At 72.2% G+C, this 20,996-nt stretch carries 16 protein-coding genes; 12 read left to right on the forward strand and 4 right to left on the reverse strand.

Translation table 11 applies throughout. The annotated features are described in order from the left end of the window. Positions 1 to 9: 9 nt before the first annotated feature. Positions 10 to 435 carry a nickel-responsive transcriptional regulator NikR gene (nikR, locus tag WMF44_RS19930; protein ID WP_437300702.1) on the forward strand — a complete coding sequence of 142 codons (426 nt, stop codon included), beginning with the start codon at positions 10 to 12 and terminating at the stop codon, positions 433 to 435. 57 nt (positions 436 to 492) lie between these two features. Here the strand turns inward: nikR and WMF44_RS19935 are convergent, their stop codons facing one another. Next, positions 493 to 1,320, reverse strand: a complete 828-nt coding sequence (locus WMF44_RS19935) for an SPOR domain-containing protein (RefSeq protein ID WP_437300703.1) — start codon at positions 1,318 to 1,320, stop codon at positions 493 to 495. 329 nt (positions 1,321 to 1,649) lie between these two features. Between WMF44_RS19935 and WMF44_RS19940 the strand changes: the two genes are divergently transcribed. The 9 genes from WMF44_RS19940 (at position 1,650) to WMF44_RS19980 (ending at position 14,657) form a co-directional block, all read left to right on the forward strand. After that, on the forward strand, positions 1,650 to 2,273 hold the full coding sequence (locus WMF44_RS19940; protein ID WP_437300704.1) for an RNA polymerase sigma factor: 624 nt from the start codon (positions 1,650 to 1,652) through the stop codon (positions 2,271 to 2,273). Then, positions 2,270 to 3,541: a tetratricopeptide repeat protein gene (locus tag WMF44_RS19945; RefSeq protein ID WP_437300705.1), complete on the forward strand. Its 1,272-nt coding sequence runs from the start codon at positions 2,270 to 2,272 to the stop codon at positions 3,539 to 3,541. The genes WMF44_RS19940 and WMF44_RS19945 overlap by 4 nt, the downstream gene beginning before the upstream one ends. After that, positions 3,542 to 4,684 carry a hypothetical protein gene (locus WMF44_RS19950; RefSeq protein WP_437300706.1) on the forward strand — a complete coding sequence of 381 codons (1,143 nt, stop codon included), beginning with the start codon at positions 3,542 to 3,544 and terminating at the stop codon, positions 4,682 to 4,684. A 79-nt stretch (positions 4,685 to 4,763) separates the two neighbouring features. Beyond that, complete coding sequence (locus tag WMF44_RS19955) at positions 4,764 to 5,264, forward strand: hypothetical protein (protein ID WP_437300707.1); 501 nt, start codon at positions 4,764 to 4,766, stop codon at positions 5,262 to 5,264. 191 nt (positions 5,265 to 5,455) lie between these two features. Beyond that, the gene (locus WMF44_RS19960; RefSeq protein WP_437300708.1) at positions 5,456 to 7,462 is read left to right on the forward strand and encodes a potassium transporter Kup; all 2,007 of its coding nucleotides are present in this window, start codon (positions 5,456 to 5,458) and stop codon (positions 7,460 to 7,462) included. Between the two features lie 82 nt (positions 7,463 to 7,544). Further along, entirely contained in the window at positions 7,545 to 8,957 is a 1,413-nt protein-coding gene (locus tag WMF44_RS19965; protein WP_437300709.1) for a hypothetical protein, read from the forward strand. 411 nt (positions 8,958 to 9,368) lie between these two features. Then, positions 9,369 to 10,046: a putative quinol monooxygenase gene (locus tag WMF44_RS19970; protein WP_437300710.1), complete on the forward strand. Its 678-nt coding sequence runs from the start codon at positions 9,369 to 9,371 to the stop codon at positions 10,044 to 10,046. A 314-nt stretch (positions 10,047 to 10,360) separates the two neighbouring features. Then, positions 10,361 to 11,731, forward strand: a complete 1,371-nt coding sequence (locus tag WMF44_RS19975) for a metallophosphoesterase (RefSeq protein ID WP_437300711.1) — start codon at positions 10,361 to 10,363, stop codon at positions 11,729 to 11,731. Further along, positions 11,724 to 14,657, forward strand: coding sequence for a tetratricopeptide repeat protein (locus WMF44_RS19980; RefSeq protein ID WP_437300712.1), 2,934 nt, complete (start codon positions 11,724 to 11,726; stop codon positions 14,655 to 14,657). Before WMF44_RS19975 ends, WMF44_RS19980 begins: the two co-directional genes overlap by 8 nt. A gap of 290 nt (positions 14,658 to 14,947) precedes the next feature. On the opposite strand, the gene WMF44_RS19985 is transcribed toward WMF44_RS19980, so the two are convergent. Beyond that, on the reverse strand, positions 14,948 to 16,021 hold the full coding sequence (locus WMF44_RS19985) for a helix-turn-helix transcriptional regulator (protein WP_437300713.1): 1,074 nt from the start codon (positions 16,019 to 16,021) through the stop codon (positions 14,948 to 14,950). A 187-nt stretch (positions 16,022 to 16,208) separates the two neighbouring features. Between WMF44_RS19985 and WMF44_RS19990 the strand changes: the two genes are divergently transcribed. Both WMF44_RS19990 and WMF44_RS19995 read left to right on the forward strand, forming a co-directional pair. Beyond that, on the forward strand, positions 16,209 to 17,162 hold the full coding sequence (locus WMF44_RS19990; RefSeq protein WP_437300714.1) for an SDR family oxidoreductase: 954 nt from the start codon (positions 16,209 to 16,211) through the stop codon (positions 17,160 to 17,162). Between the two features lie 1,214 nt (positions 17,163 to 18,376). Further along, positions 18,377 to 19,336, forward strand: a complete 960-nt coding sequence (locus WMF44_RS19995) for a lipase family protein (RefSeq protein WP_437300715.1) — start codon at positions 18,377 to 18,379, stop codon at positions 19,334 to 19,336. Between the two features lie 306 nt (positions 19,337 to 19,642). Here the strand turns inward: WMF44_RS19995 and WMF44_RS20000 are convergent, their stop codons facing one another. Both WMF44_RS20000 and rsfS read right to left on the reverse strand, forming a co-directional pair. Then, positions 19,643 to 20,080, reverse strand: coding sequence for a 23S rRNA (pseudouridine(1915)-N(3))-methyltransferase RlmH (locus tag WMF44_RS20000; RefSeq protein WP_437300716.1), 438 nt, complete (start codon positions 20,078 to 20,080; stop codon positions 19,643 to 19,645). A 7-nt stretch (positions 20,081 to 20,087) separates the two neighbouring features. Further along, positions 20,088 to 20,981: a ribosome silencing factor gene (rsfS, locus tag WMF44_RS20005; RefSeq protein WP_437300717.1), complete on the reverse strand. Its 894-nt coding sequence runs from the start codon at positions 20,979 to 20,981 to the stop codon at positions 20,088 to 20,090. Between the last annotated feature and the right edge of the window lie 15 nt (positions 20,982 to 20,996).

A 20,996-nucleotide genomic window follows, 5' to 3' on the forward strand; every position in this document is an offset into this window, starting at 1 on the left:
GGGCGAGCCATGAGCGACCTGGTCCGCTTCGGCGTGGCGATGGATCGCGCGCTGCTGGCCGAGTTCGATCGGCGCATCACCGCGCAGGGCTACGAGAACCGCTCGGAGGCGCTGCGGGATCTCGTCCGCGCGGACCTGACGCGCGCCGCGCTGGACGAGGGGGCCGAGGTCGCGGCCACGCTGACGCTCGTCTACGAGCCCGAGGTGCGGGAGCTCGTGCTGCGGATCTCCGAGCTGGAGGAGCGGCGCGCGGGATCTCTGGTCTCCAGCCTGCTGGTCCGCCTCGACGCGGCCCGGCTGCTCCAGGTGATGGTGCTGAAGGGCCGCGGGGAGGAGCTGTCCGAGCTCGCCGGGCAGCTCGCCGGGGCCAAGGGGGTCCTGTCCTGCGCGCTCACGCCGGCCGCGGCGCTCCCGGGGGCGGCGCGCCGCCGGTAGCGGGGGCGGCGCACACGCGCACATGCCGACGGATGAGCGCTCTCCAGCGCTCCTGATCTACGCGTCGTCGCCGGGGCTGGCGGCCACCTTGACCGTGGTCTTGGGCGGGTCGACGATGAACGTCACGAGGCGCTCCTTGGCCTCGAACTCCTGCCGGTAGATCACGGCGGAGCGCTTGTACTTGAACGGGCCCACGCGCACCCGGTGCCAGAGGCCGCGGCCCTTGACGTACGCCGGCTCGACGTACGCCTTGTGCCCGCGCCGGCGCAGGGCCGCCGCGAAGTTCTCGGCGTCGGTGGGGTCCTTGAACGAGCTCACCTGGAGCTGGTAGTTGCCAGGCCCTCCCCGCTCGGTCTCGGGCCCCTCCTCGCGCGACACGTGGCGAGCCATCGCGGTGAGCGTGTCGTTCGGGGCGACCTCACCTCCGGAACGCCCGAGCACGTGCTGCGCCGGCAGCGGGACCACGGGCAGCCGGTCCGCCGCAGGCGGCGGGGCGGGCTCCGCGGCGGGCGCCTCGGCGGAGGCGGCCGCCTTGGCCGCCCGCGGATCGCGCACGGCCTCGAGCGCGGTCGTCGGGTGCTCCGCGTCCGAGAGGACCGCGGGGAAGGTCACGTCCTCCCCGATCGTGGCAGGGCGCGGGGCCGGCTTCACGCCGGCCGGGTGGGCGCGCGCGACCAGATCGCCGAGCGGATCGGCGGTGACCGGCCGCTCGCGGTGCGGGGCGCGCAGGAGCGCCACCGCCGCGAAGACGATGCACGCCCCGCCGAGCGAGGCCAGCACCAGCGCGCCCGCGCGCGACGGGCGAGCCCCGGGATCCTCTTCCTGGATCTCCTCGAGGTTCCGCACAGCCCCGGTGTCCATGCTCTCGCCCTTGCTGCGCCTCATGCGTCCTCCTCGCCCCGTCTACCCTGCCCGTCCGGTGACCCACAACTTTCGTGTGCTACTTTATCCTACATCTTCCGGAGAAGTCCGGTCGCGCAACGAGCGCTCTCGGGTGAGCGCGCGCTTCGGCGTCGGCGGGGCCGGGCAGCCTCGCATGCGCGGCGCGCGCGGAGAAAGTTCTCGGCTGACGCCGGGCGCGCGCTGGGGCCGGCCGATCTCCGCGGGCTTCGTCCGCGGTGAGCCGTCCCGCGGCGCTGCCGTGACTCAAGGGGGCCGATCGGGTCACGAGGCGGCAGGAGGCGTTCGGTCATTCCCAGCGGAGCCCCACGATCATGGTGATGCGCGCCGGCGCGCTCGCGCCCCCGCGACGGCTGGGCGTTGTCGCCTATGCGAGCGACGAGGCGCTCGTGGAGGGCCTCCGCGCGAGGCATCCTGCCGCGCTCTCCGCCTTCCACGAGCGCTTCTCCGGGCACGTGCTCCGCGTCCTCGGCCGCCTGCTCGGCGGCAGCCGCGACCTCTCCGACGCGCATCACGACGCCTTCGTCCGCGCGCTGTCCTCCCTCGACACCCTGCGCGATCCGGCGGCGCTGAAGGCGTGGATCACCTCGGTCGCCGTGTTCACGGCGCGGACCTGCATCCAGCGGCGCGCGCGCAGGAAATGGCTCCTGTTCTTCGCCCCCGACGAGCTCCCACCCCTCGTGGAGCCCCCGTACGAAGGTGAGGCCCGCGAGGCGCTGCGCGCGACCTACCGCGCGCTGGAGCGGCTCCCGGCCGACGAGCGCATCGCATTCGCGCTGCGGCGCATCGAGGGCATGGATCTCCAGGAGGTCGCCGGCGCGTGCGGCGTCTCGCTCGCGACCATCAAGCGAAGGCTGGCCCGCGCGGAGGCCAGCTTCCTCGAGGCGGCGCGGGACCAACCCGCCCTCGCGGAGTGGCTGAAGGGAGGCGCGTCATGAGCGATCGCCCCTCGCTCGATCGCCTCCGTGAGCTCCGCCGGGCCCAGGATGAAGAGCTCGCGGCGCAGGATCTCGACAGTGCGCGCCGGCGGTTCCTGGAGATCGCGGCCGGCGGATCCTCCCGTCCCGGGGCTGCGCGCCTCGGCCCCCCGCGTCCTCGGTGGATCGCGCCCGCGGCCCTCGTGGCGCTGGCGGGGGTCTGTGCGGCGCTGGTCCTCGTGCTGCTCCCGTCCTCGCGGTCGCTCTCGTTCGCGGTCGGCTCGGCGCAAGGTCAGGTCGGGGCGTGGATCGCCGCCAGCGCGGATGCACCTCTGGCGGTCGCCTTCTCGGACGGCACGTCCCTGGCGCTGGACGCGAACGCCCGGGCGCGCGTGGTGGCCGCCGACGCACATGGCGCGCGCGTGCTGCTGGAAGGCGGCCGGCTCACGGCGACGGTGACCCACACCGCGACGAGCGCGTGGAGCTTCGACGTCGGCCCGTTCGACGTGCTGGTCACCGGCACGCGCTTCGAGCTGAGCTGGTCCCCGGCGAGCGAGCGGCTCAAGCTGGTGCTGCGGGAAGGATCGGTCGCCGTGTCGGGGCCGCTCGTGGGCGGGCGGCGCGCCGTCGCTGCGGGAGAGACGCTCGAGGTCTTCTGCAAAGAGCAGCGCTTCGAGCTCACGCGCGGGGAGCTGCGCGCCGCCGCCCTGCCACCGCCGCCTCCCGCGCCCATCGCTCCGGCGGCTTCCGAGCCGGCCCCCGCAGCGGCCGGCGCCGGCGAACGAGCGATGGTCGAGAAGGCCACGGACGCCTCCCCGCGCCGGCCGAGCTGGCGCGATCTCGTGGCCAGCGACAGGTACCAGGAGGCCATGACGGCGGCCGAAGCCGAGGGCTTCGACGGGCTCGTCGCCCGCGCGAGCGCGGCGGATCTGCTGGCGCTCGCGGACGTCGCGCGCTTCTCCGGGAAGCCGGATCGCGCCGCGGCGGCGCTCACCGCGGCGCGGCGCCGGTTCGCGGGCTCGGGCGAGGCGGCGAAGGCCGCCTTCCACCTCGGCCGGATGGCGTTCGACCAGCGGCGATCGTACGCCGAGGCCGAGCGCTGGTTCCTCGTGTACCTCGAAGAGCAACCGGGCGGATCCTTTGCGCAGGAGGCGCTCGGGAGGGTCATCGAATGCCGGGCGCTGATGGGCTCGGCCAGCGAGGCCCGTGAGGCCGCACGCCGCTACCTGGCGCGTTATCCGGCGGGGCCCCACGCCGCGCACGCCAGGGATCTCCTCGAGGGGGAGTGAATGCCGTCTCGAAGGCCGGCTCGCGCGGCGCACGGCGGAGCCTGGGCGCTCGGGCTCTGCCTCCTCATCGCACCCGAAGCGCGCGCGGCGCCGCCGGAGCCACCGCCGGAGCCTCCACGCCCGAAGGTCGTCCTGATCGCCGATCGCCGGTCCGACCCCATCATGGCCCGGGTCTATGCCGAGCTCGCCACGCTCGGATTCACCGTGGTTGTCGTGAGGGGCGGCGCCGAGCCGCCCTCCCAGGGGCCGATCGAGACGAGCGCGCGCGAGGCCGGAGCGGCGGCGGAGATCCGGGTGACGGAGGTGCCAGGTGGCGTCGAGGTCTCGATCGCCCATGGTGCGACGGATCAATCGGTCCACAGCGCCGTGATGGCCGATGATCCAGCCACGGTCGCGGTTCGCGCGGTGGAGCTCCTGCGCGCGAGCCTCCTGGATGTGCGCTCGCCCCGTCCGTCGCAGGGCGAGGTCGAAGCCGATCCCGAGGCTCGCGCCGTCGTCGACATGCAAGAGCCACCGCCGGCCAGGCCCGCGCCCGTCGCCGCCGCGCGCCCGCGAGCCGACGGCGCCTCCCGCGTGCCCCCTTCCCCGGCCGCAAGGCCAGGCGCAACCCGAAGAGCACCGATGACGTTCGGCGTCGGGGCGGCGCCAGCGATCCTGTGGAGCGCAGGCGGCGTGCCTGCCACCCCGATGGTGGACGTGTCCGGGTACGCGATGATCTGGTCTCGTCTGGGGCTCTCCACCTTCGTCCAGATCCCGCTCGCCAGCGCGAGCCGTGAAGGCAAAGAGGGTACGCGGCACACGCGCATAGCGCTCGCCGCCCTGGGGGTGCGCGTCCCGCTCGGCCCCACGGACGCCGCGTGGCTGCCATCGGCCGGCGCAGGGCTCGCCGCCGCCTGGCTGCACGTCGAGGGCGAAGGCCGCTCGCCCCGGTACGCCGGCAGGTCGGAGGACGCGTACGCGGTCGCGACGTACCTGCGCGCAGGGCTCTCGTTTGCGCCGACTCCACACCTGCGGATCAGCGAGCACCTGCTCGCCGGGATCGCGGTGCCGCGCATCGTGCTCGACGCCGCAGGCCGCGCGACGGACGCGTGGGGTCGCCCGTTCCTGGGCGCGTCTCTCGGGGTGGAGGTCGTGTTGCCGTGAGCCGAAATGGGCAGCTTCCGTGACCTCAGCGCAGACCATCTTGACGCCGGGCGCGTCGGCGCGCGGCGTGGAGGACCCAATGAAGATCACGGCTACGAAGCGCTGGGCTCTGGGCTTGTCGGCGGCCTTCGCGTCCGCTCAGGCGGCGTGCGGCGACCGCCATGTCGATCCGATCGTGCAAGTCCACCTGGCGACCACCGTCGAGGGGGCCACCGAAGGGCCGTGGGCTGCCTGCGTTTCCTCCGGGGACGAGGGCAACTTCGCCCTCCCCCACGTCTGTCCGGATCCCGAACCGAGCGGTGAAGAGCGCAGGTGCAGGGTGGCGTACGTCGCCGAGCGACAAGACGATGGATCGACGTGGTGCGATGTGGCGGCGCAATGCAACTACGAGTGCGAAACGGCGGAGGACTGCCCGCGGCCGCCGAGCGGCACCGCCACGCCGGTGTGCAACTCGGTCTGCGAGTTGCCCTGCGACGAGAACACCACGTGCCCGAGCGGCATGGAGTGCTGGCACATGTTCCACGGGCCTGGCCTCCGGGACGAACAGGGCTTCTGCATGTGGAAGTACGAATGTGACTGAAGGTCGAGGTCGACGAACCTGGCCAGTCCACCTCGGTCTGCCCGCGGACCCGCGCGACGACATGCAACCGCGATGACGGCTTCGGTCTCGCGACGAGAGCTTCCCCTCGACGCATCATGCGCCGGCCCCCGCGAGCCGCCGCGGAGGATTCGATCCATCGGCGCGCCACCGACGCGCTATGACTCCGCCTCATGGACCACCCCGACACCCCGGCGCGCCCTCCCGACGCTCGGCCTGCTCTCCGCGGCGCGACGGATCCTGCGGCGCCCCGCGACGGCTCGTCGCAGGCCGGCGCGGCTCGACGGGCCGCGGACGCGGCGCACGGCCAGCACGGCGGCAAGGCCGCGCTCGCCCTGGCCGCGCTGGGGGTCGTCTTCGGCGATATCGGCACGAGCCCGCTCTATGCGCTCAAGGAGTGCGTGAGCGCGACGCACGGCGTCCCGCCGACGCCCGACAACGTCCTCGGGCTGCTCTCGCTCCTCTTCTGGTCGCTGATGATGGTGGTCACGGTCAAGTACGTCACCTTCATCACGCGGGCCGACAACGACGGTGAGGGCGGCATCCTCGCCCTGCTCGCGCTGGTGCCGGAGCGGCTGCGCGCCAGCGGGACGCAGGGCGTCGGGTGGCTCGCCGGGCTCGTGGTGCTCGGCGCCGCGCTCCTCTACGGCGACGGGGTCATCACGCCCGCCATCTCGGTGCTGAGCGCCATGGAGGGGCTCGAGGTGGCGACGAGCGGGCTCAGGCCGTTCGTCGTGCCGCTCACCTGCGCGATCCTCGTCGGGCTCTTCAGCGTGCAGCGCTGGGGGACGGCGCGCGTCGGCAAGGTCTTCGGCCCCATCATGGTCCTCTGGTTCACCGCGCTCGCCGTGCTCGGGCTCGTGTTCATCGCCAGGAACCCGGCGGTGCTCGCCGCCCTGAACCCCGTGTACGCGGCGCGCTTCTTCGCCGCCCACGGTTTCCACGGGGTCGCGATCCTGGGGTCGGTCGTCCTCGTCATCACGGGGGGCGAGGCGCTCTACGCGGACATGGGGCACTTCGGGCGCGGCCCGATCCGGCTCGCCTGGTACGCGATCGCGCTGCCGGCGCTCGTGCTCAACTACTTCGGCCAGGGGGCGCTCCTGCTGCAAGCGCCCGAGGCCGCCGCGAACCCGTTCTTCGCGATGGTGCCGAAGGGTCCCTTCACCTACGCGCTGGTCGCGCTCGCCGCCATGGCCACCGTGATCGCGTCGCAGGCGCTGATCTCGGGCGCCTACTCGCTCACGCACCAGGCGATCCAGCTCGGGTACCTGCCGCGGACCCAGGTGCGCCACACCTCGAGCGAGGCCGCGGGGCAGATCTACATCCCCCTGACGAACTGGGCCCTCGCGGCCGGGTGCCTCGCGCTCGTGCTGATCTTCCAGCAGTCGAGCCGGCTGGCCGCGGCGTACGGCATCGCGGTGACCGGCACGATGGGGATCACGTCGATCGTCTTCTTCGTCGTGATGCGGCACACGTGGCGAGCCCCGCTCGCGAAGGCGCTGCCGCTGCTGATCCTGTTCCTCTCGTTCGATCTGCCGTTCTTCGGGGCCAACCTGATCAAGTTCCTCGACGGCGGGTACGTGCCGGCGGTCATCGCCGCGGTCCTGTTCGCCATGATGGTGATCTGGAAGCGAGGCCGCGCGATCCTCGCCGAGCGCTTCACGCGGGCGGCCCCCTCGGCCTCTGCCTTCGTGCGCGATCTCGACGCGAAGTGCCGCGCGCGGGTCCCCGGCACGGCGGTATTCCTGAGCGCGCGCGCGGGCAAGACACCTTACGCGCTGACGCACCACCTCAAGCACAACAAGGTGCTCCACGAGACGGTGGTGATCTTGACCGTCGTGACGGAGCACGTCCCGCGGGTCGCCGACAGGGATCGCCTCGACGTGACGAGCCTCGACAAGGGTGTTCACCAGGTCGTCATCCGATCGGGCTTCATGCAGTCGACCGACGTGCCGGCCCTCTTGCGGCGGGCCGCGGCGGCGCACGCGCTGCCCATCGATTTCGCGGACGTGGCGTATTACCTCGGCCGCGAGACGATCCTCGCCACCGACAGGGGCCGGATGGGCAGGATCACGGAGACGATCTTCGCGGTGATGGCGCGGAACGCCGGCGCCGTGTCCGACTACTTCAGGCTGCCGCCGGAGCGGGTGGTGGAGATCGGCGTGCAGGTCGACCTGTAGCGGGCGGTGGAGATCGGCGCGCGGCGCGATCGGCCACCTCCGCTGGGCTTTCGCGCGCTCGAGGCGCTATGACTCGGCCCTCATGAAGATCCCGCTCCTGGGCCGTGTCCTTCCCGCGCTCGGCCTGTCGCTCCTCGGCTGCGCGGAAGGGCCGCGGACGCTCACGGTCGAGGTCGTGCCAGGGCACGAGGCGACCGCGTTCCAGGACGACCCGCCTGTCGCCCGGATCGAGGTGACCGCGACGGCGGCCGAGGGAGACGTCACCGTGTCGGCGGCGGCGGCGCCGGGCGGCGAGCTCGATTTCGGCGAGATCCCGGCGGAGCGGGCGTACACGTTCGATGTGCGCGGCCTCGACGCGGGCGGCGCGACCGTGGTGCGGGGGCGCTCCGCGGCGGGCATCTACCTCGCCGCGGTGACGGGCGACGTGCTGCCGCTCTTCGCCCAGCGGACCGGCCGGTGGGCGCGGCCGCCGGGCGAGCTCGCGGCGTCGCGCGTCGGCGCGCCCGGGGCGGCGCTCGCGGAGCGCTACCTGATCCTCACCGGCGGGGCCGCGGCCGGGGGCGCCGCGGCGGGCAGCGTCGACCCGGCGCGGCTCGACGCGTACGACCTCGCCGCGTGGGGCGGGAGCGCCTCCAGCGGCGCGCTCCCGCGGGCGGCGCGGTCGCTCCTGGTGCGGGGAGACCTGCTGCTCACCCTGGACGACGAGGGCGCAAGCTGGACCGACGTCGCGGCGGGGCAGAGCGCCGAGGCGTCGCTGCCCGAGGGGCTCGGCTCGTTCGCGGAGGTGGCGGGCGGCCGGACGGTCGAGGCCTCGGACGGGCGCTCGTTCGTGGTCGGCGCGACGCGCGCGGGCGCGGCCGCGGGGGCGCCGGGCGCGCCTTCGGACAAGGTGCTCGTCGTCGGCGCGGACGGGGCGCTCTCGGTGGCGAAGCTCCGCCATGCGCGGGCCGGCGCCGCGGCCGTGTGGCTGGAGGGGCTGGGCCTTGTCGTCGCGGGCGGGAGCGCGGACGGCGCGGGGCTGGAGGTGCTCGGCGACGGCGCGACCGAGTTCTCGCCGAGGCCGTTTCCGCCGGACGCCTCCGAGGGGGCGGGCGCCGCGGTGACCGGTCCCGGGGAGATCGCGCTCGTCGGCGGGGTCCAGGGCGGCGCCGTGGCGCCGACCCGGCGGCTCGCGCCGGGGTGCGTCGCGAGCGCCGTGACCTGCGAGGCCGTGGAGGTCGAGGGCGCCGCGCTGCCCGCGGCCGTCGGGGACGTCGCCGCGTTCGCGCTGCCCGGCGGGCGCGTCCTCGCGGTGGGCTCCGAGGCGGGCGAGGACGGGCTCACGCGGAGCTTCATCGTCGACGTCGCGGCGGCGCAGGTCGAGGAGCTGCCGCTGCGGGAGCCGCGGCGCGGCGCGGCCGTGGTGCCCGCGCCGAACGGGACGCTCGCCGTGCTCGGCGGGGTCCACGCGGACGGGACGCCGGCGCTGACGATCGAGACGTTCTTCCCGGAGTGAGCGGTCCGCCGGAGGCTGTCGACAGCCTCCGGGTTAAGTTTTTTCTCTCCCCGGAGGCTGTCGACAGCCTCCGGGTTAAGTTTTTTCTCTCCCCGGAGGCTGTCGACAGCCTCCGGGTTGAATTCCCTGGGCACGACGCGCGCTGCGCCGGAAGCGGCGCGCCCCGCCCGACCATCGCCCACGGCCTGCTCGGCCGGCCCTGGGCCGCGGTGGCTGACCGTGAGCGGGCTGGCTGCCACCTCGGCGGTCCTTGTTTTTTTGCAGCCATTTCACCGATGGATTTCACCGGGAGATCGGGTGCAGCCCGTTGGCCGTCCGGCGCCTCCGAGAACAGCCGCCGACCGATCGCAAGATCCTCCAAGTCGGCCGGCATGCCGGCGCGTAACTTCCGCGAAGTCGGAAGGAGGACTCATGATCGGTGGTATCAAGCGCGCGCAGGCCAAGGCAGGTTCCGAGGCGGAGTTCGAGACGATCTTCAGGACCCACGCGGCTGCGGTCCGGGCCCAGGAGCCGGGTACGCTCAGCTACGACCTGTTCAGGGACGGCGCGCCCGGGCGCTATGTGGTCCTGGACCGCTATCAAGACGGAGAGGCGCTGGCGGCCCACTGCGGCTCGCCCCATGGAGCCGCCTTGTTTCCGCGCATGCGTGCGCTGCTGGAGCGCCTGGAGGTGAGCTACTATCCGGGACACGAGCCCGGGGACACGCGATATACGGCCCTCGCCCTGACGCGCGCTCCCCTGGACACGGCGTTCCGTCTGGCCGCGGACATCCGCCTCCTGCCCTGCTGGGGCACGCGCTTCTGCCAGGAACTGCGACAGGAGGGGGAGCGCTGGATCGTGAGCTCCCCCCAGGGAGAGGTGCGCTTCCGCTACGAGACAGACCCGTCCGCGGGCGTCGTCTGGCACTGCGTGGATCCAGGCAGCGGAGAGCTGCGGATGCCCATGCGCATCGTGCGGCACGGCCCCGGGAGCCTGCTCCTCTTCACCATACAGCGGCCGCCGGCGTGTTCCGAGGCGGCGTTCGGCGAGCAGAGAGAATGGGTAGATCAGGAGCTGACTCAGCTGCGAGATCTGGTCGAGGGGTCTTAGAGACTACTTGGACCGAGCTGACGAGCGCGCTTGGACCGAGCTGACGAGCGCGCTTGGACCGAGCTGGCGAACGCGCTTAAACTAGGCTGGCGAGCGCGCTTGGACCGAGCTGGCGAGCGCGCTTGGACCGAGCTGGCGAGCCCGCCGGCTCACTGCCGTAGGTCTTCCACGGTCGGGGCCAGGAACCCATGGATCGCAGGAAGCCCCCTGCTGGGAGCGTCGGCTCGAGCTGCGGTAAATCCCGGCCTCGACCGAGCGGTTCCCTCCGTCCGGTGCCCTGGCTGACCGTTTCACGTATAGTATCTCAGCTCGCCATGCTCCGCCGCACTGTCGTCCTCTCGGATCTGCACCTCGGCCCCGCCGGCCCCCTCGCCACCTTCCGTGACGATCGAGCGCTCGCTGGCCTCCTCGACCGCCTCGGTGCGCCCGCCGAACCGCCCACGGAGATCGTCCTCGCCGGCGACGTCTTCGACTTCCTCCAGATCCCTGGCTACGACGGCTTCCGCGCGGAGCTCGCCGCCGACCGCCTCACGACGATCCTCGAAGGCCCGCGGACCGCTCCTGTGATCGCGGCCCTCCGGCGCTTCGCCGCACGAGCGGACAGCGGCATCAGCCTCCTCGCCGGCAATCACGATCCCGAGACCCTCCTGCCGGACGTGCGCGCCGGGTTCGAGAAGGCCATCGGCCGCGAAGGCTCGGTCCGCTACCCGGACGATGCGCCGCTCGCTGCGGGCCTCGGCGACCGCTGGCCCGTGTGGGGCCACGCGGTCGGCAACGACGCGGGCTCGGTGTGGATCGTCCATGGCGACCGCTGGGACCCGCACAACGCCGTGCACCGCGACGCGCTCCGCCACGCCGTCGCCGCGGGCCGTCCGGTCGAGCTGCCCGTCGGCTCGCAGCTCGTCTACCGCGTGCTCAACACGTTGCAGCCGGAGAACCGCTGGATCCCCGAGCTCAAGCCGGAGCTCCCCGTCGTCTTCCCCCTGCTGCTCTACCTCGACCCGCGCGTGACGCTCCCCTTTCTCCAGGAGCACTGGGGCCTCAGCGAGCGGCTCCTGTCCGGCTTCGTCGACGGGCGCCTGCGTCTGGGCCCGCTCATGGGCCCTGAGGCCAGCGCGGCCCCGCCGCCGGCAGACGACGTGCCCCAGGTCCTCTCCGCGCTGCTCGCCGAGGGCTTGCTCGGCGAGGCCCCGGACGATCCCGGCGCGCAGCTCGCGGATCTCCGCACTCACCTCCGCAACGGCGCCGCCCCGGCGGCGGGCGGCATGCTCGCCGCGCACGGAGGCGTGGGTCGTGCGCTGCTTCGCGCGTGGCTCATCGGGATCCGCGGTCTGCTCCGGTGGTCCCCTGCGTCGCTGGAGGCGGACGATGGCGTGCTGGAGCCCGCGCGCCGGTGGCTCCCCGAAGGCCTCATCGCGCTCGTCGCCGGGCACACGCACGGACCCCGCCGCAGCGCCGCCGGCGCGCCCGCCTACTTCAACACCGGCACCTGGATCCCCGTCGGGCGCCTGCCGGAGCACGAGATGACGCGCTCCATCGACGAGATCGAGGCGGGGCGCTGGGAAGCCGACGCGCCGTGCACGTGGGTGATGATCACCTGCGACGATGGGCCTCCGCAGGTCGCGCTCTGGCGCTGCGACAAGGACGGCACGCCATCACCTGTCGACGCGGCGCCGCATGCTTGAGGCCGAGATCCGGATCGAGGCCTCGGGCCCGTCGTGGCGCGTGGAGCTCGACGGTCCTGTAGGCCGCCGCAGCAAGGCCGTGCCGCCGCTCGTGGACGCCGATCTCGCCGCCGTGGAGGATCTCATCCCCGCCGCCCGCACCTGGACGGGCCTGGTGCAGCGGCTGCCTCCGAACCCGGGCGCGCCGTGGCGCGTCGGGCTCCGCGCGATCGAGCAGATCGGGCGCCTGATCCGCGATCGCCTCTTCGGCTGGGACGGCGCGTCCGCCTGGCTCCTGCAGATGGAGAAGAAGGCGCGCGATCAGGGCAGGCTGCTCCGGTTCGTGATCGATCTGGACGAGAGCGCGCCTGGACTTGGCGATATCCCGCTGGAGATCGCCTTCGACGGCACTGCCTTTCTCTTCAAGAACCGCCGCTTCCCGGCCGTGCGCTGCGACCCCAGCCTCCCGTGGGTCTCCGGCGTGGGGCTCGCCCCAGGCGACCGGTTGCTCGTCGTCACGGCGCACGAGGACCAGCGCTCGCCCACGAGCGACGAGCTGCGCACCCATGCGCAGGCCGTCCAGGAGGCCGCGGCGCGCGCCGGGCTCCGCACCGACTGGATCGAGGACGCCACGCCGGAGGCCCTCGAGCAGGCGCTCACCGCGCGCGGCGCGCCGCCGGTGGATGCCCTCTACGTCGCCTGCCACGGCCGCGAGGATCACGATCACCGCGGCCGGCTGGCGCTCCGTGGCGGCGACGTCGCAGGCACCCAGCTCGCCGAGTGGCTGGCCGACCACGCCTCGCGGGTGCGCCCGGTGAAGGCGTCGATCCTCTGCGCCTGCTCCTCGGCCAGCCCGGGCGCGGACCCGGGCAATATCGGCATGGCTCACTGGCTCCTCCGGCGCGGCCAGGTGCTCGCGACCATGGGCTACCGGGCGCCCGTGCAGGTGGTCTGGGCGCTGTCGTTCACGGAGCGGATGTTCGAGGCGCTGGCGGACGGCGCCTCGCTCGAGGAGGCGTTCGCGGAGGCGCGCGCGCGGCAGCCCAACGAGGAGCCGCAATGGCCGTTGCCGCTCCTGTTCGCGCGCCGGTGGGAGGGCGGGCCGGCCTCGGTCCAGCTCGAAGCGATGGCCTTCACGCACGAAGCGAAGGCGCCGATCACGTCGCGCCTGCCGCCTCGCGCTCCGCGGCCGTACTTCACGGCGCGCGAGGAGGAGCTGCGCCAGCTCGAGACCTGGCTGCGCGCGCCGGGCCGGGCGGTGATCACCGCGGTGACCGGCGAGGGCGGGATCGGCAAGACCGAGCTCGCCACGTGCCTGGCTCACCGCGCCGCGAAGGCGGATCTGCCCGTGCTCTGGCTGGAGCGCCCGGACCGGGATCTCCGCGTCTCGGCCATCGTGCTGATCGAGGCGGTCGATCCGGCGTTCCGCGCCAGCCCCGAGATGTCCACGGAGCAGCTGCTCGCGCGCGCTCGCGAGCAGCTCCGGCCGCACCACGGCCTCCTCGTGCTGGACGACGTGACCAGCGGCCGCGACGCGAACCTGCTGGTGCCGGGCGGCGGGTGGAACGTGCTGCTGACGACGCGGAGCTCTGGCCTGCTCGCGGGCGTGGCGGAGATCGCGCTGCAGCCGCTGGAGACGCGAGATGCGGTGCGGCTGCTCTCGCGGGTGGCGTGGGGCGAAGAAATGCCGCCCGAGGGCGAAGCCGAGGCGGCGGGGGCGCTGGTGGAGCGGCTCGGGCGGCTGCCGCTCGCGATCGAGGTGGCCGGCGGGACGCTGCGCGGCGAGGCGCTGAGCGCGACGGCCTACCTCGAGGACCTGCGGGGGCGCGTGGGGCCCGCGGCGACCGACCTGGCGCACGTCGAGGCGGTGAGCACGCGATCGCTGGAGGCGCTCGGTGACGATGCGCGGCGGACGCTGCAAGCGCTGGCGGTGCTGCCGGCGCCGGGGGCGCGGCTGGAGATGCTGGCGACGGCGCTCGGGGAGCTGGAGCCGGCGGTCGCGCGGCGGCTCGACCGCCTGGTGCGGCGGCACCTGGCGAGCTTCGCGCCGGAGACGGGGCGGTACCGGCTGCACCCGCTGATGCGCGAGGCGATGCGCGCGGAGGCGAGGGCCGACGCAGCGTGGTGGGATGCGCTCCTGCGAGGGGTTGCGAGGGCGATGGGGACGGTTGCGGCGGGGATGGATCCAAACGTGATCGGTTCCGTCGAGCGAGTGCTCGAGCGATGGCGGGCGGAGCGCGATCTGTTCGATGCGATCGAGGTCGAGGCGTGGGCAGACGGGGAGCACGGTGCGGATACGCTTGCCGGGGCGGTGGCGTCCGTGGATCAGTTCCGGCAGTTCGACTGGACCGTGGGAGCCCGGCGACAGGTTCTCGATACCGCCGAGCGGATGGCGGCTTTCGGCGCAGACGCAGTGCGCGCCTTGGTTCTCGGAAGGCGCGGCGACGTGCGGAGCAGGCAGGACGACCTCGCAGGCGCAGCGCAGGACTACCAGCGCGCTCTGGAGCTCTTCGTGGCCGTCGATTCCGGGCTCGGACAGGCCCACGTCCTCAAAGCGCGCGGCGACCTGCGGCGCCGGCAGAACGATCTCGCCGGCGCAGAGGAGGATTACCAGTGCGCTCTGGACCTCTTCGTGGCCGTCGAGGACCGACTCGGACAGGCCCACGTCTTCAAAGCGCGCGGTGATATGTTCAGGGAACAGGGCGACATTGAGGCTGCCCTACCGCTCTACCTGCAAGCGCTTCGGCTATACGAGCTAGTTGGGGATGCGGCTGCGCTCTCCAGCGTCCTCGCCGAGATTGCCCGTGCACACGCCTCGGCGGACCGTCCGGAAGAGGCGCGCGCGGCTGCCGAGCAGGCGCTGCCCTTCGCTGAGCGTGCCCAGAACAACTTCGCCCTGAAGCTCGCCAACGCCGTCCTCGCGTACCTCTCGAACCAGCAAGATTGACGCACGATGCGGACAGGAGCGCTGCGGAGTGCAAGCCACCCCCGATGGCCAGAACCTCGACGTCGAAGAGGTCGGCGCGGCTGAGGCGACGCCAGCGAGCCGGACATCTTAGCTCATGCTGCTCCGGGGGAGTGTGCACCTCATCGCGAACAGTCCATCAGCGCCCCTGCCGACGGTTCTCCTCCGCCTGCCTTATCGAAGTCAAGCCAGAGGCGCAGGGCTCGGAGATCGGGTATTCGTGTCCAACACGGATGGAGCCGGGACACATTCGCGCTCTCTCCGGCGTCGGATCACCGCTTCTTCTTCTTCCTGCCCGCGCACGCAGCCGCGCCCGCGCATGGAGTCGCCGCCGCGCGCGGAGCCGCGCCCGCGCACGGGGTCGCCGCCGCGCCGCGCGCCCCGTAAACCGCTCGTAGATCCTTCGCGATCGCCCGGAGCCGCGCCCGCAGCGCCGCCGGCTCGACGACCTCGACGCCCCTGCCCAGCCCGACGATCTGCGAGACCGCGATCGACTCCCGCTCGAAGTCGACCGTCACGACGCTCGTCCCCTCGCGCCCGCACGTTCCCCGCCCCCACCGCTCGTGCTCGCCGCCGGGCCGGACCCGCCGGAGCGCCGCTTCCCCCTCCCCGGTCACGCGCAACGTCACAACGTAGCTCGCCCTCTGCTCCGCGAACCGCCGGCTCAAGGCCTTCCAGCACGCCGCCAGATCGAACGCCTCCGGCCGCGCAAACGTCGCTTCGAGGAGCCGCGCTCCCGCCACCCGCGCTCCACGGAAGATGCTCGGCCCCCGCTCGGTGCCGGCGACGAGGTACCAGCGGTCGGCCTTGATGACGAGCCCATACGGCTCCACCACCCGCTCGCTCGCTTCGCCGTCGAAGTCCCTGTACGCGAGCCACACCTTGCGATCCTGCCAGACCCCCACCCGCAGGACGTCGAGGTGCGGCACCACCTCCCTGCCCTGGAACCACCCCGACGCGTCCACGTGGAGCCGCTGCCGCGCGTGCTCGGCCAGCGACCGGTGCACGGCCGGCAGCGCCGCCGACAGCTTGATCAGCCCGCTCTCCAGCGCCGCCGAGAGCCCGATGTCGGCCAGCGCCCCGGGCGCGGCGACCGCCGCGAGCGCCTGCACCTCGGGCTGCGTCAGCCCGGTCAGGCTCGTCTGCCACCCCTCCGCCAGCGCGATCCCGCCGCTCGGGCCGCGCTGCGCATACACGGGCACGCCCGCGGACGACAGCGCGTCGAGGTCCCGGTAGATCGTCCGCGCCGAGACCTCCAGGCGGCGCGCCAAGTCCTCGGCCGTCAGCTGACGGCTCTTCGCCCGCTGCAAGAGCAACATCAAGCTGAGCAGCCGATCCGCGCGCATGACCGTCCGTGGCTCCCGTCCCCGAAATGACCTGCCCGAGAGGCTACGCGCGATTCATGACAGGAGGTGTCAGGAATTCGCCCGTAGCGTCGCACGACGACCGGAGCAGGCCGGAACGCAAGGGCGCGCGCGCGACGCAGGAGCCCGCGCGCCCGCCGAGCCGCCGGTCCCCAAGGAGGAGACACGTATGAGACCGCTCGAAGGACAGATCGCCCTCGTCGCCGGAGCCACGCGCGGCGCGGGGCGCGCCATCGCATGCTCGCTCGGCGAGGCCGGCGCCACGGTCTATTGCACAGGACGCAGCGTCCGCGGCCGGCCCGCCACGGGCCAGCGCCCCGAGACCATCGAGGAGACCGCCGAGCTCGTGGGCGCGGCGGGAGGGCGCGGCGTCGCCGCGCAGGTCGACCACACCGTCGACGAGCAGGTCGAGGCGCTCTGCGCCCGGATCCGGCAGGAGCACGGGAGGCTCGACGTCCTGGTCAACGATGTGTGGGGCGGCGATGAGCTCACCGAGTTCGGCCAGCCGTTCTGGAAGCTCTCCCTGCCCAGCGGGAAGGTCCTGCTCGAGCGGGCCGTCACCTCGCATATCATCACGAGCCGCCACGCGGTGCCGCTCATGCTCGAGCGCGATCGCGGCCTCATCGTCGAGATCACCGACGGCGACCACTTCGGCTACCGCGGCAACCTCTTCTACGACCTGGCGAAGATGTCGGTCATCCGCCTGGCCTTCGCCATGGCCTGGGAGCTGCGCCGCCACCCCGCCATGACGGCGCTCGCGGTGACGCCCGGCTTCCTGCGCTCGGAGGCCATGCTCGACCACTTCGGCGTCACGGAGGCGAACTGGCGAGACGCCGCCGAGAAGGACCCGCACTTCATCGAATCGGAGACCCCGTACTACGTGGGCCGCGCCGTCGCGGCGCTCGCCGCCGATCCCCACGTCGCGACGAAGGCCGGCCGCGTGTTCAGCTCGTGGGATCTCGCGCGGGAGTACGGGTTCACCGACGCCGACGGCCGGAAGCCCCACTGGGGCGAGTACTTCGAGCGGCACCTCGGCCGGTACAACAGGGCCGGCGAGGCGGCCTATGCGAGCTGGTTCAACGGCCCGATGGAGCTCGCGTGCCCCGACTGGCCCAAGGAGTGAACGGCGCGGCGGCCGCCGCGTGAGCGGCGGCCGGCTCCCTGAGCCCCTCCCGTCGCGTCACGTCCAGACCTCAGTTGATGCCTCCCTCATCAGCGATGATTTCGTCAGCTTGTCGGCATAATTCAGCGTAGCCGCGCGCATCCTCCGGCCTAACCTCTGGCAAAGATCTAGAAAGCCGACGCCATGTCGATGTTCAGTCGACGCACCGAAGGGTTCACCTTCTCCCTGCAACCAGCCCGCATGCGGTTCCGAGCACATCGCCTAGCTGGTCCAACCAGCATGGGCGTGCTCCTTACATGTAAACTGGCATGGTCCGTGCAGCGCATTGAATGTACACGTTCCGTCGATTCAGTCGCAAAGCTCCCCTGGCGGCGACCTATCAGAGACACGATCCATGCGCGCGGGAGAACGAGAATACGATGAAAGCGTTGAGCAAGTTACTGAGGAGCGTCATGGCCATCGCATCGATGTGCGTGTTGATCCGATGCGGCGGCGCACCTGCCCTGTCGCCAGAACAGGTGACGACATCGCCGTCTATAGGGCCGCGCCAGCCGGATCCGGACGCCGCGGTCGGGGAGCTGCACGCGAGCATGGACCTCTCTTCAGAGTCATCGTCCGTGATCGCGGTAGGGCCGATGGGGCAGTGCGGCCCTCACCCCGAGAAGGACTACGGTCGTTGCAAACGCGGCTATTGCTGCAGCCTCCACGGCTACTGCGGAACCTCCAAAGACTATTGTGGAGAGGGCTGCCAGAAGCGATACGGAAAGTGCTGGTAACGGCGCTCATGAGGCCCGCATCGCGTCGTCGCGCGCTGCGATCGCGTCCTGTCGAACAGGGCGCTCATCGCCAGATCTCAGCTACGTACACCTCGCGACCGCATGGCGATGCGCGGCTTGCCGCGCGGAGCAGGGAGGATGCCGCGGATTGGCCATGGTTCCCTTGCCCGAGTGCTTCAGGTGCATTCATGGAAGGAGAACGCACCGACCGCGGATTCGACAATTCGATGCCTTGATCATGGACGAATCCGGAGGGGGTGAGGTATGCATATACGGACAGCCAGAAGGATCGAGCGCGAGCGAGGGGCCACCGCCTATGGTGAAACATCAGAAGGTGCGCCAGACCATGTAGGCTATCTGCTGAACGCGCGGACCGAGGTGCACGATCGGCTCGTTGCGAGATGCCTCGGCGTCGCGTCGGCATGGGCATACTCCGACGTGGACACCTTCTCCAGGATGATGCATCGCCAGGGCGGAGTTCCCAACAATGAGGCCGTCGTTATCAAGTCGGCGAATCCAGCACTCCTGGTGGACACGACCGCGCATGTCGTCCAGAGCAAGAACAAGAATCTTGTGATCCTCGCCTTCGGGGGGACCGATTACCGAAATATCGTTCACATGATGGCAGACGTGAGCACCCGCATGGATCAATTCAGCACCACGGGACAAGTCCATGGGGGGTTCTATCGCTCGGCCCTGGTGGCGTGGCCCACGCTCAAGCAGTTGCTTCATTTCGCGCTCGACGGCAGCTCGCTCTGCGAAGCTGCCGCATCGGAGCGAGACAAGACGCTGAAGGATCTCTGCGGGACTCTGGCCCCGCGTTGCGATAATGCGCCAGCTGCAGATCGGCACGCCGGAGACGACGAGCCAGCGCCCCCTGGCGCAGAGGAAGAGTCGAAGCCAGGGCTGTACATCACTGGTCATAGCCTGGGCGGCGCGCTCGCGGTGATCACCGCAGCGCTTATCTACCATGATCCTGAAGCCAAACCCATCTGGGACAAGCTTCGCGCGATTTACACCTATGGACAGCCGAGGGCCGTCCATAGAGATTTTGCTGCGCAGCTCGAGAAGCCCATCGGGAGCAAGGTGTTTCGGCACGTTTACAAGCGAGACATCGTTCCGAGCCTGCCGCCTTGGTCGACGGGCAGTTTCTCGCATATTGGCACGGAGTTCCACTCGACCGAGGGGGGCTGGCTCCTCCAGCGAAATACTGTGAACCAGGCCTTCTCGGTCTCGGCCAGCCTGCTCTTCGGCTTGGTGTCCCCGATCCTGGATCAGCTCGGGGGCCTTCCGTGGTTGAGGTGGGTGTTTTCACCGTTCTCCTCCCTCGGCGATCATTCTCCGATCAACTACCTGCGCACATCACTCATCGCCGCTCCCGGCACCGAGTTCATGTGAGATGGTGCCTCGGGCAGCCGGACACACGATATCGTGAAGCCTGCCAACAGCAGAGTCGACGTGAACATGCTCGCGGAAGCGCGCATCGTCACAATCTCGATGGGGGCGGAGGACTGCGCGCACTCCGCGACCGCGTACGACGGGGGCGGCCGCCGAAGCCGTCCGGGTCCATGCGAGCGCTGCTGGTCTGGCGCCTGAAGCAGCCCCCGGGGCTACGCGGCCGTCGGCTGGACCGCGTCGCTGCTCCGCGATGTTCTGGAGACGCGGATGAGCATCGGCGTTTCCGTGTACACCATCCGACGCGCATCAGTGCGCGTACGGCTCGCCGCGAAGCAGGGTCATCGCGCGGTAGAGCTGCTCGATCAGCACGAGCCGCGCGAGGCGGTGCGGGAACGTGAGCGGCGACAGGCTCCACCGGTCGTCCGCCGCGGCGGACACGTCGGGCGGCAGCCCGTCCGCGCCCCCGATCAGGAACGCGACCACCCCCTTGCCGCGCGAGCCCCAGCGCTCGACGCCGGCCGCGAACGCCTCGCTGCCGAGCGCCTTGCCGCCCACCTCCATGGCGATGACGTTCGCCCCCGCCGACGCGCGCGCAAGGAGCGGCCCGACCTTCGCCGGCGGGCCGTCCTGGATCTCGATCTCGTCGCACGCCACGTAGCGGCGGATGCGGCCGAGGTACTCGTCCATCGCCGCGCGCAGCGGCCTGTCCTTCACGCGCCCGACGGCGGCGACGACGAGTCGCACGGCGCGCTCAGCTCGGATCGAACCGCGGGGCGGGCTGCGCCCCCGGCGGCAGGCTCTCCTCCGGGACCGGGACGCGCCCCGCGTCGATCCAGAGCCCCTCGATGTCGTAGAGGCGGCGCGTATCCTCCTGGAACACGTGCACCACCACGTCGCCGAAATCGATGAGCACCCACGTCGCCGCGGCGAGGCCCTCCATCGAGAGCGGCGCGAGCTTCTGCTTGCGCACCGCCTCCTCCAGCCCCGTCGCGATCGCGTGGACGTGCCTGTCGGAGCGGCCGGTCATGATCACGAGGTAGTCCGCGTAGTCGACGCGCCCCACGACCTCCAGGATCTCGACGCCGATCGCCTTCTTGTCGAGCCCCGCCGCGGCCAGCGTCAGCGCGAGCTCGCGCGCGGGGGCCGACGGCTCGGGGACGGGCGGCGGCGTGCTCCGGCGCGAGCCGGCGCGCTTCGGGCCCGCGAGCGGCGACTTGCTCCGCGCGGGCGACCGCCCCGCGAGCGGCAGCGCCGCCTTCGCGCCGCCCTCGCCGCCGCCACGCGCGGCCCGCGGGGCCGGCGCGTCGACGTCGTCGCGCGCCGGACGCCGCGCCCTCGGAGCCGGCCGATCCGCCGGGATCGGCCGCGCCGCGCGCTCCAGCGGCTCCGCCTCGCCGCCCGCGCGGCGCGCGCGGACCACCTTCTTCGCGCCGGGCTCGCCGACGCCCGCGTGGGAGGCGCGGATCCGGGGCGACGCGGGCCGCTTCGGCTTCGCCGCGGACGACGCCCGACCGGCCGCGCCCGCCTTGGCCGTGGTCGCCTTCTTCCGCGCCGGCGCGCGCGGCTCCGCGCCCTCGCCCGCCGAAGACCCCGACTTCGCCCGCGGCTTGCCGCTCCCCTCGCCTGCGTCCTTCTTGCTCGCCAACGTTCTCTCGCTTTC

Origin of the sequence: Sorangium sp. So ce426 (assembly GCF_051475585.1) — a bacterium.
Classification (GTDB): domain Bacteria; phylum Myxococcota_A; class Polyangia; order Polyangiales; family Polyangiaceae; genus Sorangium; species Sorangium cellulosum_B.